Origin of the sequence: Blautia sp. AF34-10 (assembly GCF_003477865.1) — a bacterium.
In the GTDB taxonomy this organism is placed as follows: domain Bacteria; phylum Bacillota; class Clostridia; order Lachnospirales; family Lachnospiraceae; genus Fusicatenibacter; species Fusicatenibacter saccharivorans.
On sequence record NZ_QUED01000008.1, the window covers coordinates 23,346 to 39,956 of the forward strand.

13 protein-coding genes and 3 pseudogenes are annotated in these 16,611 nt (G+C 50.9%); 15 read left to right on the forward strand and 1 reads right to left on the reverse strand.

The genetic code is table 11. The features are described from left to right. Positions 1-5 precede the first annotated feature (5 nt). From DWZ60_RS06635 to DWZ60_RS06690, 13 genes and pseudogenes are all read left to right on the forward strand, one after another. Positions 6-278 (forward strand): hypothetical protein, encoded by a 273-nt coding sequence (locus tag DWZ60_RS06635; RefSeq protein WP_191892600.1) that lies wholly within the window; start codon positions 6-8, stop codon positions 276-278. Between the two features lie 48 nt (positions 279-326). Further along, positions 327-970: pseudogene (gene pcp, locus DWZ60_RS06640) on the forward strand (pyroglutamyl-peptidase I). A gap of 134 nt (positions 971-1,104) precedes the next feature. Continuing rightward, the gene (locus DWZ60_RS06645; protein WP_055218301.1) at positions 1,105-1,587 is read left to right on the forward strand and encodes a LeuD/DmdB family oxidoreductase small subunit; all 483 of its coding nucleotides are present in this window, start codon (positions 1,105-1,107) and stop codon (positions 1,585-1,587) included. Positions 1,588-1,592: 5 nt separating this feature from the next. Further along, positions 1,593-2,843 carry a 3-isopropylmalate dehydratase large subunit gene (locus tag DWZ60_RS06650; protein WP_055218299.1) on the forward strand — a complete coding sequence of 417 codons (1,251 nt, stop codon included), beginning with the start codon at positions 1,593-1,595 and terminating at the stop codon, positions 2,841-2,843. 45 nt (positions 2,844-2,888) lie between these two features. Next, complete coding sequence (locus tag DWZ60_RS06655; protein WP_118659113.1) at positions 2,889-3,380, forward strand: LeuD/DmdB family oxidoreductase small subunit; 492 nt, start codon at positions 2,889-2,891, stop codon at positions 3,378-3,380. Positions 3,381-3,398: 18 nt separating this feature from the next. Continuing rightward, positions 3,399-4,645, forward strand: a pseudogene (locus DWZ60_RS06660) (3-isopropylmalate dehydratase large subunit). Between the two features lie 34 nt (positions 4,646-4,679). Beyond that, entirely contained in the window at positions 4,680-6,146 is a 1,467-nt protein-coding gene (locus DWZ60_RS06665; protein WP_119221418.1) for a Na+/H+ antiporter NhaC family protein, read from the forward strand. Between the two features lie 388 nt (positions 6,147-6,534). Continuing rightward, positions 6,535-7,221 carry an ABC transporter transmembrane domain-containing protein gene (locus DWZ60_RS06670; RefSeq protein ID WP_158576339.1) on the forward strand — a complete coding sequence of 229 codons (687 nt, stop codon included), beginning with the start codon at positions 6,535-6,537 and terminating at the stop codon, positions 7,219-7,221. Continuing rightward, positions 7,221-8,306: an ABC transporter ATP-binding protein gene (locus tag DWZ60_RS06675; protein ID WP_119221420.1), complete on the forward strand. Its 1,086-nt coding sequence runs from the start codon at positions 7,221-7,223 to the stop codon at positions 8,304-8,306. The genes DWZ60_RS06670 and DWZ60_RS06675 overlap by 1 nt, the downstream gene beginning before the upstream one ends. 2 nt (positions 8,307-8,308) lie before the next feature. After that, the gene (locus DWZ60_RS06680; protein WP_199669404.1) at positions 8,309-10,006 is read left to right on the forward strand and encodes an ABC transporter ATP-binding protein; all 1,698 of its coding nucleotides are present in this window, start codon (positions 8,309-8,311) and stop codon (positions 10,004-10,006) included. Beyond that, entirely contained in the window at positions 10,003-10,206 is a 204-nt protein-coding gene (locus tag DWZ60_RS17470; protein WP_199669405.1) for a hypothetical protein, read from the forward strand. The genes DWZ60_RS06680 and DWZ60_RS17470 overlap by 4 nt, the downstream gene beginning before the upstream one ends. Positions 10,207-10,528: 322 nt before the next feature. Continuing rightward, positions 10,529-11,148, forward strand: a pseudogene (locus tag DWZ60_RS06685) (YoaK family protein). 35 nt (positions 11,149-11,183) lie between these two features. Continuing rightward, positions 11,184-11,465 (forward strand): hypothetical protein, encoded by a 282-nt coding sequence (locus DWZ60_RS06690; protein WP_117760421.1) that lies wholly within the window; start codon positions 11,184-11,186, stop codon positions 11,463-11,465. 100 nt (positions 11,466-11,565) lie between these two features. Here DWZ60_RS06690 and DWZ60_RS06695 read toward each other — a convergent pair whose 3' ends face one another. Beyond that, a complete protein-coding gene (locus DWZ60_RS06695) occupies positions 11,566-12,453 on the reverse strand; it encodes a LysR family transcriptional regulator (RefSeq protein WP_117509122.1) in 888 nt (295 codons plus the stop codon). A 253-nt stretch (positions 12,454-12,706) separates the two neighbouring features. Between DWZ60_RS06695 and DWZ60_RS06700 the strand changes: the two genes are divergently transcribed. Continuing rightward, the gene (locus DWZ60_RS06700) at positions 12,707-15,247 is read left to right on the forward strand and encodes a heavy metal translocating P-type ATPase (RefSeq protein ID WP_119221421.1); all 2,541 of its coding nucleotides are present in this window, start codon (positions 12,707-12,709) and stop codon (positions 15,245-15,247) included. 193 nt (positions 15,248-15,440) lie between these two features. Then, positions 15,441-16,607, forward strand: coding sequence for a GNAT family N-acetyltransferase (locus DWZ60_RS06705; protein ID WP_119221422.1), 1,167 nt, complete (start codon positions 15,441-15,443; stop codon positions 16,605-16,607). Positions 16,608-16,611 lie beyond the last annotated feature (4 nt).

The window sequence follows — 16,611 nt, forward strand, 5'->3', positions numbered from 1 at the left end:
AGTACATGGAGAAATATTTCGATCCACGGATTTATATCGCAGGAGAGCTTGGCATCGGACTGAATTCGTGCTCGAACTGCCTCGGCAACTGCTACATTGAGGATGAATCCGCGTATGGAACTTTCCACGTAGGGCTTGGACGCAATATCGCGCTCGGCGGCGTGCAGAATGCGAAAGGCCACTTCGACCTGGTCTGCCGGGAACCCGATATTTTTACCGATAACCGTCAGATTATGGACCGGGGAAAGATTATTGCACCCGAGCCTGTGTTATACTAAAGGACAGAACCAGGAGACAAAAATTAAGAGACAAAAGGAGAAAAGACGATGAAAGTTTTATTAACAGGATTTGACCCATTTGGAGGAGAGAGCGTGAACCCGGCATTCGAGGCCATCAAACTTCTGCCGGATACCATCGCCGGAGCAGAGATCGTAAAAGTTGAGATCCCGACCGAGTTTACCAGAAGTATTTCCTGCGTGGAAGCAGCCATCAAAGAGCACAATCCGGACGTTGTCATCGATGTCGGACAGGCAGGCGGACGCGCATGCGTAACCGTAGAGAAAGTCGGCATCAACCTTGCAGACGCAAGAATCCCGGACAACGCCGGAGAGCAGCCGTCCGATGAACCGCTGCAGGCAGACGGCCCGACCGCATACTTTGCAACGATTCCGGTCAAAGCAATGGTTCAGAACGTCCGCGAACACGGCCTTCCGTGCCACGTATCCTTCACCGCAGGCACCTACGTATGCAACTGCGTCATGTACAATGTGCTTCACCTGTGCGCAACGAAATATCCGAACATCCGCGCAGGCTTCATCCACGTACCGTTCGCATGCGAGCAGGTAGTCGGAAAAGCAAGCACCATGCAAGCATGCCGCTGGAAACGATTGCAAAATCTCTGGAATACTGCATCGAGGCAGTCGTAACCAACAAAGAAGAAGTAAAAGAGGCAATGGGAACGACCCACTAAAGAAGCATTTCAGGCCGTCTTACCGGAAAAAGGTGAGGCGGCCTATATTTTTTGCTTTTTTTCCTTTTGCAAACCATATCTTTTGTGTTACAATAGATTTTGTCAGAATTTTTATGCGAAAGGAACGAAAGAAAATGGAACAGGGTAAAATTTTTAAATTTCATAATGACCTTGATACAGACCAGATCATCGCGTCCCAGTATCTGCTTCTGCCGAATCTGGATGAGATGAAAGGTCATGCGTTTGAATCGTTAGATCCGGACTTTGCAAAAAAAGTAAAACCGGGAGATTTTGTCGTAGGAGGAGAAAACTTCGGCTGCGGTTCTTCAAGAGAGCAGGCACCGGGTGTTTTAAAAGCACTGGGTGTGCAGGCAGTCATCGCAAAATCCTTCGCCAGAATCTTTTTCCGCAATGCCATCAACATCGGTCTGCCGGCGATTGTCTGTAAAGACCTGCCGGATGCCGTAGAAGACGGGGACACCATGGTCCTCCATATGTCCGAGGGAACCGCAGAGGTGAACGGCAAAACGTACACCTGCACCAAACTGCCGGAATATATGCAGAACATACTGAATCAGGGAGGCTTGATTGCCTCTTTGAACCGCGAGGAGGAGTAAGAACCATGGGAATGACAATTGCAGAGAAAATTATCGCCGCTGCAGCCGGCGTTCCGGAAGTAAAGCCGGGAGATATCCACACCGTAACACTGGATCGTCTGATGAGCAACGACGGAACTACTCATCTGACGGTTGATATGTATCGCAATAAATTAAACCACCCGCACATTGCGGATCCGAAAAAGCTCGTTTTCATCGTCGACCACAACGTGCCGTCCGACAGCCCGAAAACAGCAGCATCCCAGAAAAAGATGCGTGATTTTGCAAGAGAGAACAACATTGACTTCTGGGAAGGAAAAGGTGTATGCCATCAGGTGATGATTGAGAACTATGTCCGCCCGGGCGAGCTGATTTTCGGTGCTGACAGCCATACCTGCTCTTACGGAGCACTCGGCGCATTCGGCACCGGTGTCGGCTGTACCGATTTCCTGTACGGCATGGTAACGGGAACTTCCTGGGTACTCGTACCGGAAAGCGTAAAATTCAATCTTGTAGGAAAACTGCCGGAGGGCGTTTATGCGAGAGACCTGATCCTCACCATCATCGGCGAGGTCGGCGCAAACGGATGCAACTACCAGGTGATGGAGTTTACCGGTGAGGGTGCAAAGACTTTAAGCATCAGCGACCGTATGGCACTTTGCAACATGGCAGTTGAGGCCGGCGCCAAGACCGGTATCTTTGAGGCAGATGAGAAAGCCATCGAGTACCTGAAAGAGCACGGAAGAGAGCCAAAAGAAATCTTTCACAGCGATCCGGACGCAAAATACGTCAGAGAGTACACCTTTGACCTTTCCAAAGTCCGCCCGGTTGTTGCAAAACCGGATTTCGTAGACCGCGTTGTTCCGGCAGAAGAGACCTGCGGAACGCCGATCAATGAAGCATTCCTTGGATCCTGCAACAACGGAAGAATCGAAGATCTCCGCGTCGGCGCAGAGATCATCCGCGGAAAGAAAGTCGCAGAGGGCGTCCGTTTCCTTGTCGTTCCGGCGAGTCAGACGATTTACCGTCAGGCATTAAAAGAGGGTATCATCGATACCTTCATGGAGGCAGGAGCCATTGTGATGAACCCGAACTGCAGCGTCTGCTGGGGAAGCTGCCAGGGTGTCATCGGTGAGAACGAAGTGCTGATCAGCACCGGAACCCGTAACTTCAAGGGACGTGCCGGTCATCCAAGCTCCAAAGTATACCTGGGATCCGCTGCTACGGTAACCGCATCCGCGATTGCCGGAAAGATTGCGACGGCAGATCAGATCTGACCATTTTCTTTGAGGGATACATAATATTTTTGGGAGAATAAACATATGGAAGCATTTACAGGAAAAGTATGGGTGCTTGGAGACGATATTGATACCGATATCATTATCCCGACCGAGTATCTTGCTTTAAAGACAATTGACGATATGAAACAGTACGGCTTTTCCCCGCTCCGCCCGGAACTGGCCGGACAGATTGAAAAGGGCGACATCATCGTGGCAGGAAAGAACTTCGGCTGCGGCTCCTCGAGAGAGCAGGCACCGGAGATCATCAAGGCGCTCGGCATTTCCTGCGTTATCGCGAAATCCTTTGCTCGGATCTTTTTCCGCAACTCCATCAATAACGGCCTTCTTCTGATCGAGCAGCCGGATCTGCACGACGATATCAAAGAGGGCGACGCCATCACCGTCAAGATGAATGAGCATGTTGATTACAACGGAAAAACATACCCGATCGCAGCTCTGCCGGAGAACCTGATGGATATCATTCAGGCAGGCGGCCTGGTAAAGGCAATGCGCAAGCGCAACGGATTGGATTAAGAGCGGGAGGAAGAAACGATGGGCAATACAGTAATTGAAAAAATCATCCGCCACAACACCGGAAAAGACGTAAAACCGGGCGACATTGTGACGGTCAACGTGGACAGAGTCATGATTCATGATATCTTCATCCCGTTTGTCGGCGATAAATTCGAGGAGATGGGCTTTACCAAACTGTGGGACCCGGATAAAGTCGTTCTGATCTACGACCACCTCGTTCCGGCAAGCCAGGTGGACGATACGAGACATTTCCACAAAGGCGATGAATTTGCAAAGAAATACGGCATGAAAAACGTACACAGAAGCGACGGAATCTGCCATCAGTTAATGACAGAGGCAGGTTACGTAAAACCGGGCGACGTTGTTTTCGGAACCGACAGCCACACGACGACATACGGCTGTGTCGGTGCATTCTCTTCCGGAATCGGCTACACAGAGATGGCGAGCATCCTTGGAACGGGTACGATGTGGATCAAAGTGCCGGAGACGATCAAAGTTGTCATCGAAGGCGAGCTGCCGAAAAATGTGATGTCAAAAGACATTATCCTGCGTCTGATCGGTGACCTCGGTGCAGACGGCGCAACGTACCGCGCACTGGAGTTCTCAGGAAGCACCGTAGAAAATATGACCGTGGCAAGCCGTATGACGATTGCCAACATGGCGATCGAGGCAGGTGCCAAATGTGCACTTTTTACCCCGGATGAGAAGACCGCAGAATACTGCGAGATCGAACTCAATGACTATCAGAAGAGCTTAAAAGGCGATGAGGATGCAAAATATCTGTGTACCATCACCTACCGCGCCGAGGATTTTGTGCCGGTTATGGCATGCCCGTCCCAGGTAGACAAGATCCGTGATACCAGCGTTCTCGAGGGAACCCCGATCGATCAGGTCTTCATCGGTTCCTGTACGAACGGCCGTCTCGAGGATCTGCAGGCGGCAGCCGAGGTTTTAAAAGGCAAAAAAGTAGCCGACTACGTAAAACTGATCGTAACACCGGCAAGCCGCAAGATTTATCTGCAGGCAAGCAAAATGGGCATTCTCGATACACTGGCAGAGGCCGGCGCATGATTACACATCCGGGATGCGGCCTGTGCTGCGGAAGAGCGGGCGGAATCCTCTCTGACGGCGAGCGTGTTGTAGCAACGAACAACCGAAACTTTCTTGGAAGAATGGGTACTTCTAAAGTTGAAATTTATCTGGCATCTCCAAAGACAGCGGCAGCATGTGCAGTAGCCGGAAAAATTGTAACGCCGGAAGTGTAAACGAACTTAACAGCAGAAAGGGAAAACAGACGACATGAATGGTTCAATGTTTATCGGAACCTGGTGGGCACTCGTCCCGCCGCTGCTTGCAATTCTGCTTGCATTTGTAACAAAAGAAGTTTACAGTTCCCTGTTCATCGGATCGGCAGTCGGTGTCCTTTTGTACACTGGCTTCCATCCGTGGGATGCGTTCACAAGCTTCTTTGAAATTTTACGGAACAGCATGAACATCAACATTCTGATCTTCGATATCCTGCTTGGCATGGTTGTCGTGCTGATGGCGAAATCCGGCGGCTCGACGGCGTATGGAAAATGGGCGGGGACGAAGATCAAAACGAAGCGGAGTGCGCTTCTGGCAACGATGGGGCTTGGTGTTCTGATTTTTGTGGATGACTATTTCAACTGTCTGACAGTCGGCTCTGTCATGCGCCCGGTCACGGACAGCCACAAGGTTTCCCGCGCGAAACTCGCATACATCATCGACTCCACCGCAGCGCCGATCTGCATTATCGCGCCGATCTCAAGCTGGGCGGCAGCCGTCAACTCGTATGTGCCGGCGGATGCGGGAATCAGCGGATTCCAGCTGTTTCTGCGGACAATTCCGTATAACCTGTATGCGATCCTTACAATTGCGATGGTCTTTTACATCTGCTACACCGGCTTTGATTTTGGTCAGATGAAGCTCCACGAGGATAATGCCGCCAAAGGTGATCTTTTCACGACCGGAGGTGAGGAGTTTGAGCAGGTTTCCGAGCAGGAGGTCAATCCGAACGGAAAAGTCATCGACCTCGTGCTCCCAGTTGCCGTGCTGATTGTATCAGCGATTGGAGCGATGGTTTACACTGGCTTCCTCGGCGGCGCGGACAATGTGATTTCCGCGTTCGCAGGATGTGATGCAGAAACGAGTCTGATTTTTGCCTCCGTCGTGACGATCCTGTTTATGATGGCGCTGTATCTGCCGCGGAAGGTCATCACCTTCAAGAGCTTTATGGACAGCCTGTCCGAGGGCTTCAAGCTGATGGTTCCGGCGGTTACGATTCTCGTCTTTGCGTGGACCTTAAAAGGCGTCGGTGATGCGATGGGTCTGGCCCAGTTTGTCGGAAGCGTCGTGGGAGACCATGCATCCGCAAGTATTTTTATCCCGGTGGTGCTGTTCGCCGTGGCGGTGTTCCTTTCCTTTTCGACGGGAACCTCCTGGGGAACGTTCGCGATTCTTGTGCCGATTGCAACGGGCATGTTCGCAGCCGGAACAAATCTGGAGATGATGATTATCTCGGTATCCGCCGTCCTGGCAGGGGCGGTCTGCGGTGACCATATTTCGCCGATCTCGGATACGACGGTTATGTCAAGTGCGGGTGCGCAGAGTAACCATCTGAACCACGTATCGACGCAGATGCAGTATGCGGCCGTTACGGCGTGTGTCTGCCTGGTGGGATATCTGATTGCAGCCGTGACCAGAACGTGGTGGATCACACTTGGCGTCAGCCTTTTCTTCTTTTGACTGTTTTACCGGAATGCGCAGATTTTGCGCAAAAAAAGCGGAAAACGGCAAAAAATAAAAAAGAAAACAGAAAAACGCGTGAAATGCTTGACGGGAGAGAAAAAGAACCGTATACTAAAAAATAGAACAAACATTCACAGGACAACGGTGTCCTGCAAAGAAGAAGCGGAACGCTTTTGGAGCAGGAATGTGAATTGGAACAGAAGGAATTGGATTTTTCAAAGTCCAGTTCCTTCTGTTTATCTCTGTTAAAATTGCATCGGAGCTGTGAAATGCAGGAGAAGAAAGGAGGCATTCCGGGGCGAAAACGCTTTGGAAAAGGGAAGGACTGTTATGGTCAGAAAGATCATAGCAGACAATGGCAAAAACAAAAAGAGGGAGAAAATATATGATATTTGGAAAGTACATTAACAAATACTACCTGAAGAATGCGCCCATTCTGATTCTCGGTCTTGCAGCGCTGATTCTCGTAGATTATTTCCAGCTTTTCATACCGGAGCTGTACCGCATGGTCATCAACGGCATGAACGGCGACCCTGTTCTGGTCAACGGCCAGGCGGCGGTGTTTGATATGGAATTTCTGCTGGATCAGGTCTGCCGGCCCATGATTATTACCATTATCGTCATGGTAGTCGGCCGTTTCCTGTGGCGAGTCTGCTTTTTCGGCTCCGCGATCCGCGTGGTGACCGATCTTCGTACCTGCATGTTCGCGCACAGCAAGGAGCTGTCCCAGGAGTATTATCAGGACAACAAAGTCGGAAACCTGATGAGTCTTTACACGAACGATCTCGATACCGTGCAGGAGTGCTTCGGCGACGGTATTCTGATGTTCTGCGATGCGCTGTTTTTAGGCCTGCTTGCCGTGATCAAAATGTGGCGCATGAACCACTTCCTGACCGGCCTTTCCATGATCCCGATGGCATTTCTGATGGCCGCCGGCACAACGCTCGGCAAATACCTGATGAAAAAGTGGGAAGAGCGCCAGGCGGCCTTTTCCGAGCTGTCCGATTTCGCGCAGGAAAACTATTCCGGTCTTGCTGTCATCAAGCATTCGTCAAAGAGACGAAAGAGCTGATGATGTTCCGTAGACTGAACCGCGAGAACGAGGACATCAACGTAGAATATACCAAAATTTCCACACTGCTGAATATTATGGTAACGCTGTTCGTCGAGTCCGTCATCTGTGTAATCTTAGGCTACGGCGGCTATCTCGTTTACTGCGGAAGCTTCGACGCCGGCCAGCTTGTCGAGTATATCGGCTATTTCTCGGCCGTTGTATGGCCGATCATGGCGGTCTCCATGCTGATTGAGAAGACATCCCGTGGAAAAGCGTCCTTAAATCGTATTACGGAACTGCTTGACGCAAAAGTCGATGTGAAGGACCGCGGCGGTGTGCAGGATCTGCCGTCCATCCATGGAAAAATCGAGTTCCGCAATCTGACCTTCCGCTATCCGGACGGGGAGTACGATGTGCTGAAAAACGTATCGTTTACCATTGAGCCAGGCGAGAGTGTCGGCATCGTCGGAAAGACCGGTTCCGGAAAAACGACCATCGTCGATCTGCTGCTCCGCACCTACAACGTGCCGGACGGAACGCTGTTTATTGATGACCACGATGTCAACACCGTTTCCATCCACACCGTGCGTGAGGGCTGTGCCTACGTGCCGCAGGACAACTTCCTGTTCTCCGACACGATTTCCGGCAATATTTCTTTCGCCTTTGATGACGAAAACCAGGAGGCCATTGAGGATGCGGCGATGATGTCCGATGTCCATGACAATATCGCAGAGTTCAAAGAGGGCTACCGCACCGTTCTTGGCGAGCGCGGTGTGACGGTTTCCGGCGGACAGAAGCAGCGAATCTCGATTGCGCGTGCGCTGATGAAACACGCACCGATTCTGATTCTCGATGATTCCGTCTCTGCGGTCGATACCAGAACAGAGCGCACGATTCTCGACAATCTCAAAAAACGTGAGGGACTGACGACAATTCTGATCGCACACCGGATTTCAACGGTGGAGCAGATGGACAAGATCGTGTTCGTCGAGGACGGAGAAGTCCATGCAGTCGGAAAACACGAGGATCTGTACCGGACCTGCACGGCGTACCGCAAGATGGTCGATCTGCAGAAACTTGAAGAGGAAGCGGGGGAGGAGTAGAAATGCACAATTATTATCCGATTCTCTGGGTCGGCGCGATCATCGGCGTGATTTCCACCCTGCTGATTGTGGCCGCGTTTGTAGTGAAAGATGGAGAAAAAGAAACCGGCTTTGAGCGGAACATGAAAGACAGTGAAATCATGCAGCGTCTGATGGATTACGCAAAGCCGTTTTACCGCCAGTTTATCGTTGTTGGTTTTCTGATGCTGTTTTCGATCGCGTACGATATCATTTCGCCGCTGATCGTCGGCAAAATTGAGGAGCTCGTCGTTGGAAAATTCGCGCTGAATACCCTGTTTCTGTGGGTAGCGGGCTATGCGGCAATCCTTCTTGTCTCGATGGCGTGCACGTATTTCCAGGCCGTGATTCTGCAGAAGACGGGTCAGAAAATTATTTCCAATATGAGGGAGGATCTGTTCGTCCACATCGAGCGCCTTTCCCACGAGCAGTTAAATGAGATTCCGGTCGGAAAGCTTGTCACGAGAACGACAAACGATACGAACGCGATTTCACTGATGTTCACCAACCTTCTGGTCAATCTTCTGAAGAACTTCTTCGTGATCATCGGTATTCTGATTGCGATGCTGTTTCTGAACTATGAGCTAACGCTGATGGTGCTCTGCTTCGTGCCGTTTATCGTGCTGTTCTCGATTATTTTCCGCAAATTCTCGCGAAGAGCACACCGAAAAGTAAAAGACTGTACTACGGACATCAATACGTATCTGTCGGAGAACCTTTCCGGTATGAAAATCACACAGATCTTCAACCGCGAGGATGCCAAGATGCGCGAGTTTACCGACAAGAGCAACGCACTCGGCCGCGCACAGCAGGAGCAGATTTTCGTGTTTGGTATTTTCCGTCCGCTCGTCTACATGCTGTATATCAGCTCCGTGCTCTGCCTTTTGTATTTAGGCGGCAAGGGCTATCTGGAGGGAATGTCGTTCCTCGGCCAGACGCTTACCAGCGGTATGATCGTCAGCTTTTACATGTATATTTCAAAATTCTTCAACCCGATCCAGAACCTGGCGGAGCAGTTCAACTGGCTGCAGTCTGCATTTGCATCCGCCGAGAAAGTATTCTCGATTCTGGATCTTGAGCCAAAAATGCAGGATGCGCCGGATGCGATCGAGCTTACCGGCATCAGGGGCGAAATTGAGTTCCGCGACGTATGGTTTTCCTATATCCCGGGCGAGTGGGTGTTAAAAGGCGTTTCGTTCCACGTCAATCCGAAAGAGACAATCGCATTTGTGGGTTCCACCGGTTCCGGAAAATCGACGATTCTTTCCCTGATCTGCCGGAACTACGAGTTTCAGAAGGGTGAGATTCTGATCGACGGCATCGACATCCGAAAGATCAAAATCGATTCCCTGCGGAAAAAATTCGGCCAGATGCTGCAGGATGTCTTCCTGTTCTCGGGAACGATCCGCAGTAACATTATTCTCCGCGAGGAGGGGATTTCCGATGAAGAGATCATGGACGTCTGCCATTACGTGAATGCTGACCAGTTTATCAACAAGCTGGATCACGGCCTCGACGAGCCGGTGCGGGAGAGAGGAAACAACTTCTCCGCCGGACAGCGCCAGCTTCTCTCGTTTGCGCGTACCATCATCCATAAGCCTTCGGTCATGATCCTTGACGAGGCGACGGCGAACATCGACACCGAAACCGAGCTTCTGATCCAGGATCCATGGAAAAGATGAAGAACATCGGAACGATGCTGATCGTAGCGCACCGTCTTTCGACGATCCAGCATGCGGATGAGATTATCGTACTGTCCCACGGAAAAATCGTGGAGCATGGAACGCATCAGGAGCTTTTAGCAGCGCAGGGAAGATATTACCAGCTCTACACGCTGCAGTACCACCGCGAGCAGAGTGAGAAACAGAGAGGAAGAAAGTAAGAAAATTTTAGAACAATAAAGAAAATTTACAAAAAGGGAGAAATTTTGTTTGTGCAAAGTGACAAAATTTCTCCTTTTTTTTACGGTGTATCATATTAAAATGATTTTAAATCAATATAGTCATATGAAAAAAATATGAGCATAATACGATATCCGTTTTTCCATCTCAAAAAGCGGGCGGTTATAATAAGGGAAGCAAAACGGCAGGCACCAAAAAGCCGGGCCGTCTGTTGAAAGAAAGGGAAAATTTATGGAAAAGAAAGCAAGCCTTGTAGGACGCCTGCTCTCGGAAAATCAGATGTCGGAAGCATTTATCAACAGTATGTTTCTGGCGCTGTCCGGCGGTTTTCAGGATGCCTACACGTACAATTGCAGAGATGAAGTATTCTCAAATGCCCAGACGGGAAACGTTGTGCTGATGAGCCAGAACTTTCTGGAAGGAAACTTTACGGCAGGTCTTCGGTATCTCTTCCCGATCCTCTTTTTTGCGATGGGTGTATTTCTGGCAGAAAATTTCCAGGAGCATTACCGGTATGCAAAGAGGCTGCACTGGCGCAGGTACTTCTCGCGGCGGAAATTGTGATCCTTGCGATCGTCGGATTTATTCCGTCTTCTTATAATATGCTCGCGGCGATGCTTGTATCGTTTGCGTGCGCGATTCAGGTACAGACCTTCCGCAAGGTCGGCGGTTATTCGTATGCAAGCACCATGTGCATCGGAAACCTGCGAAGCGGAACCGCAGCGCTGTCTATGTATATGCGGGATAAGAAAAAAGAACAGCTCCGTCAGGCCGGATACTATTTCGGCGTGATTCTGGCTTTCGCCATCGGCGCCGGAATCGGAGGCGTGTTCTCCATGCTGTATGGAATCCATGTAATCTGGATTTCCTGCGGACTTCTTCTGGTGAGCTTCCTTCTGATGTCACTGGAAAAGTACCGCTGAGAAATAAGAGAGAGTGAAGAAAGAAGGCTGAAAAAATGGAAGTATTTCTGGAGTGCTGTATGACACTATTCTTTTCAGCGGCCATGCTGCTGATGATCGTCCGCCTGGCAAAGGGTGAGGAGAAAAACATGATGTTTGCGCGTGTGTTCTCCCTGGCGTCCAACGTCGGTTTCTGGATTGGAATCGTCCGCATCGCTGTGCTGAACCGGAGCGGATTTCTGATGTTCTTCTACATCACAGGCGCAATGCTTTCCTATACGGCGATGGTCTTTGCCATGCCGCATAAAAAAGAGCAGATTGCCGGACAGCAGGCATAAACGAAAAAGAAGACCCTGTGTACGGGAAGGATGGAGCAGCAATGTTCCGTCCGCCGGTAGACAGGGTCTTTTTCTGTTTCAAACAAAAGTCCATAAAATCTTATACGCGTTCCAGAAGCTCCTCGATCAGCTCTTTTGCCGCCGCGTTCTGGTGCTGCCGCGGGTTGATGATAAGACAGATTTCACGTTTGGGGGCCTCCTCGATGAGCGGAATCCGACAGACGGTACGGCTCTTTAAGGCATCGCGTGCCAGCTCCTCCGGATAAAATCCGATGCCGAGGTTATACTCGACCATAGGAAGAATCTGATCCGTCGTCGCCGCCTCCATATCGGGGTGGAAGGCGAGGTTGTGATTCAGAAAGTACTCGGCGTACAGCTCCCGCGTGCCGGTGTCTTTGGCAAGCGAGATAAAAGGATATTCTGACAATTCGCCGAGATGATGCGGCTCTGCGGAAAGGGATGCATATTTCGATCCGCCGATCAGAATTTCCTGGAATGGGAAAATCGGGATCTTGTGCAGCGGTTTGCGGATTTCCACCGGGCTTGTGACGACTGCGAAGTCGACCAGACCGTTTTCGAGCGCCTGGATGGCCTGCGGCGTCGAGTGGTTGGAGATGCGCAGGCGGACGTGCGGATAGCGGGTGTGGAAGTGCTCCAGGCGGGAGAGCAGCATCAGACGAAGTGCCGTCTCGCTCGCACCGATTGTGATAAGGCCGCTCTCAAGAGACCGCTCAAGAGCCAGCTCCTCCTCAACCGTGCGGAGCTGTTCGTAGGCAACGGCCACACGCTCATACACCTTTTCGCCCTCCGCTGTCAGTGTGACACCCTGGTGGGAACGGATAAAAAGTTTGCAGCCAAGCTCACTTTCCAGATTGTTCATGCACCGTGTGATGTTGGGCTGGTTGTTTTTCAGAATTTCCGCGGCTTTTGTAAAGCTGTGATATTGTGCTACGAAGTAAAAAATGCGATAATAATCATATGTAATCATAAAAACCTCCGAAGGATGAAGAAGAAAAAATCATCCATGATTGCTTCAATATAAAATACATGCGCCGGGTTGTCAAGGGATTTCTGAGGATGGTCCGGCCGGATTGTGCGGGGGATGGCAGAAGAGAAGTGGAAATTTTTTGAAAAAACACTTGCAAAATACCCGGACAGGGTATATAGTGTAGAAGAAAACAAGATACCCCATTAGGGTATATGAAATAGAAAATCCAGAACTACAGAAAGGAAGACATACGATGGAACAGTACAATGTAACCGGCATGAGCTGCGCCGCCTGCCAGAGCCGTGTCGAAAAAGCCGTGTCAAAGGTACCCGGTGTCACATCCTGCGCAGTCAGCCTTCTGACAAATTCCATGGGCGTGGAGGGAACGGCCTCCCCGGCAGAGATTATTGCCGCCGTGGAAAATGCAGGCTACGGTGCGTCGAAAAAAGGCGAGAAGGGAAGCACATCACAGTCGGCTTCCACAGCAGAATACGAAGAGATGCTGAAAGACAAGGAAACACCGGTCATGAAACGCCGTCTGGTGAGCTCCGTTCTTCTTTTGATTCCGCTCATGTATTTCTCCATGGGCCATATGATGTGGGGATGGCCGCTGCCGAAATTCTTTGAAGGAAATCACATCGCAATGGGACTGGTACAGCTCCTGCTTACCATTGCGGTCATGGTCATCAACCAGAAATTCTTTATCAGCGGTTTCAAGAGTCTCTGGCATAAAGCACCGAACATGGACACGCTGGTAGCGCTTGGTTCTACCGCATCGTTTGTATACAGCGTCTACGCCCTGTTTGCCATGACGGGAGCGCAGGTACAGGGGGACATGGATGCAGTCATGAGCTATATGCATGAATTTTACTTCGAGTCCGCAGCCATGATTCTGACCCTGATTACCGTCGGAAAAATGCTGGAGTCGATTTCCAAAGGAAAAACGACCGATGCGTTAAAGAGTCTGATGAAGCTGGCTCCGAAGACCGCCGTTCTCTTAAGAGACGGAAAAGAAGTGGAAGTCGGCATTGATCAGGTGAAAAAGGGCGATCATTTCATCGTCCGCCCGGGCGAAAATATTCCGGTGGACGGCGTTGTCCTGGAGGGAACGAGTGCCGTCAACGAATCCGCGCTGACTGGCGAGAGTATTCCGGTGGATAAAGAGGCCGGCGACCGCGTATCGGCGGCGACCTTAAACCAGTCCGGTTTCCTGACCTGTGAGGCGACGAGAGTCGGAGAAGACACAACACTCTCCCAGATCATTCAGATGGTCAGCGATGCGGCAGCGACAAAAGCGCCGATCGCCAAAGTGGCCGATAAAGTTTCCGGTATTTTTGTGCCGGCCGTTATCTGCATTGCACTTGCTACGATTGTGATCTGGCTGTTTGCAGGAGAGAGCGTCGGCTTTGCTCTTGCAAGAGGTATTTCCGTTCTCGTTATCAGCTGCCCGTGTGCGCTCGGCCTTGCAACACCGGTTGCGATCATGGTCGGAAACGGAATGGGAGCAAAACACGGAACGATGTTCAAAACCGCAGTTTCTCTCGAGGAGACAGGAAAAACACAGATCGTTGCACTCGATAAGACTGGAACCATCACAAGCGGAGAGCCGCAGGTAACCGATCTTGTCCCGGCGGACGGTGTAAGTGAGGAGGAGCTTTTAAAAGGTGCCTTTGCACTGGAGCAGAAAAGTGAGCATCCGCTGGCCCGTGCGATTCTTGCACTTGCAGAGGAAAAAGGCCTGGCCCGCGAAGAAGTCAGTGATTTCTCTGCGCTTCCTGGAAACGGCCTTGTGGCAAAACGGAACGGAAAAGAGCTCTGCGGAGGCAACCGCGCACTGATTACGAAAAAAGCGGTTCTCTCGAAACAGATGGAAGAGCAGGCAGCAAAACTTTCCGAAGAAGGAAAGACACCGCTGTTCTTCAGTGAAGACGGAAAGATGCTCGGTATGATCGCGGTTGCGGATGTCATCAAAGAGGACAGCCCGCGTGCGGTGAAAGAGCTGCAGAATATGGGAATCCGTGTCGTGATGCTGACCGGAGACAATGAGCGCACCGCGCGTGCCATCGGCGCTGAGGCAGGTGTGGACGAAGTCATCGCAGGCGTTCTGCCGGATGGAAAAGAAGCGGTCATCAGCCGCCTGAAAGAAAAAGGAAAAGTAGCGATGGTAGGAGACGGCATCAACGATGCACCGGCTCTGACCAGTGCGGATATCGGTATTGCCATCGGAGCAGGAACCGATATCGCGATCGATGCGGCAGACGTTGTCCTGATGAAGAGCCGCCTCTCCGATGTACCGGCAGCGATCCGCTTAAGCCGTGCGACCCTCAGGAACATTCACGAGAATTTGTTCTGGGCCTTCATTTACAATATCATCGGTATTCCGCTGGCTGCGGGCGTATGGATCCCGCTGTTCGGCTGGAAGCTGAACCCGATGTTCGGTGCGGCGGCGATGAGCCTTTCGAGCTTCTGCGTTGTGACAAACGCCCTGCGTCTGAATCTGTTTCGGATGCACGACGCGTCAAAAGATAAAAGAATCAAAAACGAAATTCTAAAGGAGGATCTGAACATGACAACAGAACAGGGAATGGTAAAAACCATGACAATCGAGGGCATGATGTGCGGCCACTGCGAGGCAAGAGTGAAGAAAACACTTGAGGCAATCGAGGGTGTTGCATCCGCAGAAGTAAGCCATGAAAAAGGAACAGCCGTTGTAACACTGACAGCTCCGGTATCAGACGATGTGCTGAAAACAGCCGTAGAGGCACAGGATTACACCGTAAAAGGAATCCAGTAAAACAGGAAACGTTGAGAAAAGGGAAACGCGCCTGGAATGAAAATTTCCGGGCGCGTTTCTTTTTTTTACCAGATATAGCAAAAATATTGCAATTTGTTCGGAATTTTCGTGACAAAAGGACAAAAATCCGTTAGGATAGAGAAAAAGAAGAGCAAAAACAAAAGGGTTTTTAGGATCAGGAGGTTTTTACATTATGACAGAGTACAGACTTGCAAAGCCGGAAGAGTGGGAGGACTGCATCGAACTTGCAAACTACGTGTTCAGCACGGCACACCGTCCGCACGACTTTGAGCAGTTAATTCCAAGGGTTTATCAGGCAGGACCGGAAATGGCACGGATCCACCGCGTCGCTGTTGCGGAAAACGGCAGACTCCGGGCCGAGATTGCGGTGCTTCCGCAGCAAATGGCAGCAGGGGGTAAGCTGCTCCGCGCAGGATATGTGGGAAGCGTTTCCGTGCATCCAAAGGCAAGGGGCGAAGGCCACATGAAGCGTCTTCTTGGCGACTGGATTACGGATCTGGAAGGAACGTGTGATCTTCTGGCACTGGACGGCCAGAGACAGCGGTATGCCTACTTTGGCTTTACGCCGGGAAGTGAAAAATACACGTTTTACCTGGATGTGGCAAATGTGCGCCATACCTGGAAAAACGGGGAACTCTCCGCTTACACCTTTGCGCCGCTGTTTCCGGAAAACGGCGAAGCGGACGAAGAGGCGGCAGCCTTTGCAAAGAAGCTGAATGAGGAAAAACCGCTTTACGTGGTAAGAGAGGATGTGAAAGCCTGCCTGAAAACGTTCGGCGAGCAGGCAATTGCAATCTGGAAAAACGGTGAGCGGATCGGATATCTGGCACTTTGCGGCGGAAACCAGGTTGTGGAAGCAGAAGTGTTGGAGGAACAGGATTTCGTTCCTGTACTTGCCGCTTATTTAAAAGAAAATGCGCTTGACTCTCTTTTCATTTCCATTCCGGTGTATGAGACCGGAAAAGCAGCAGCGTTATCGGAAGTCTGCGAAAGCTTCACAAAAGAGCGCTGCGGTTCCGCGATGTACCGTATTTTCCAATTTGCAGACGTCATCGAGGCAATGCTGACCATGAAAGCAGAGACGATGGGCATCAGCGATGGAACGTGGTCTGCCGTACTGGAGGGACAGCCGGTGACCGTGACGGTAAAAGATGGAACTGTGACCGTGACACGGGAAGCCCATCCGAGGGCAGATGTACTCAACCGGGAGCAGGCGCAGGAACTGCTTCTTTCACCGCTGGCAAGTAAGGGAAGCAAGGTTCCATCTGAAATCTGGAAGAACATTCCATCCGACTGGTTCCCGCTTCCGCTGTACTGTGCGACGGCAGACGAATTTTAGGCAA

Coding starts and splice junctions, on each gene's coding strand:
- DWZ60_RS06700 (WP_119221421.1), top strand. CDS start 12,707: ATGGAACAGTACAATGTAACCGGCATGAGCTGCGCCGCCTGCCAGAGC.
- DWZ60_RS06680 (WP_199669404.1), top strand. CDS start 8,309: ATGCACAATTATTATCCGATTCTCTGGGTCGGCGCGATCATCGGCGTG.
- DWZ60_RS06650 (WP_055218299.1), top strand. CDS start 1,593: ATGGGAATGACAATTGCAGAGAAAATTATCGCCGCTGCAGCCGGCGTT.
- DWZ60_RS06665 (WP_119221418.1), top strand. CDS start 4,680: ATGAATGGTTCAATGTTTATCGGAACCTGGTGGGCACTCGTCCCGCCG.
- DWZ60_RS06670 (WP_158576339.1), top strand. CDS start 6,535: ATGATATTTGGAAAGTACATTAACAAATACTACCTGAAGAATGCGCCC.
- DWZ60_RS06690 (WP_117760421.1), top strand. CDS start 11,184: ATGGAAGTATTTCTGGAGTGCTGTATGACACTATTCTTTTCAGCGGCC.
- DWZ60_RS06655 (WP_118659113.1), top strand. CDS start 2,889: ATGGAAGCATTTACAGGAAAAGTATGGGTGCTTGGAGACGATATTGAT.
- DWZ60_RS06705 (WP_119221422.1), top strand. CDS start 15,441: ATGACAGAGTACAGACTTGCAAAGCCGGAAGAGTGGGAGGACTGCATC.
- DWZ60_RS06695 (WP_117509122.1), bottom strand. CDS start 12,453: ATGATTACATATGATTATTATCGCATTTTTTACTTCGTAGCACAATAT.
- DWZ60_RS06645 (WP_055218301.1), top strand. CDS start 1,105: ATGGAACAGGGTAAAATTTTTAAATTTCATAATGACCTTGATACAGAC.
- DWZ60_RS17470 (WP_199669405.1), top strand. CDS start 10,003: ATGAAGAACATCGGAACGATGCTGATCGTAGCGCACCGTCTTTCGACG.
- DWZ60_RS06675 (WP_119221420.1), top strand. CDS start 7,221: ATGATGTTCCGTAGACTGAACCGCGAGAACGAGGACATCAACGTAGAA.
- DWZ60_RS06635 (WP_191892600.1), top strand. CDS start 6: ATGGAGAAATATTTCGATCCACGGATTTATATCGCAGGAGAGCTTGGC.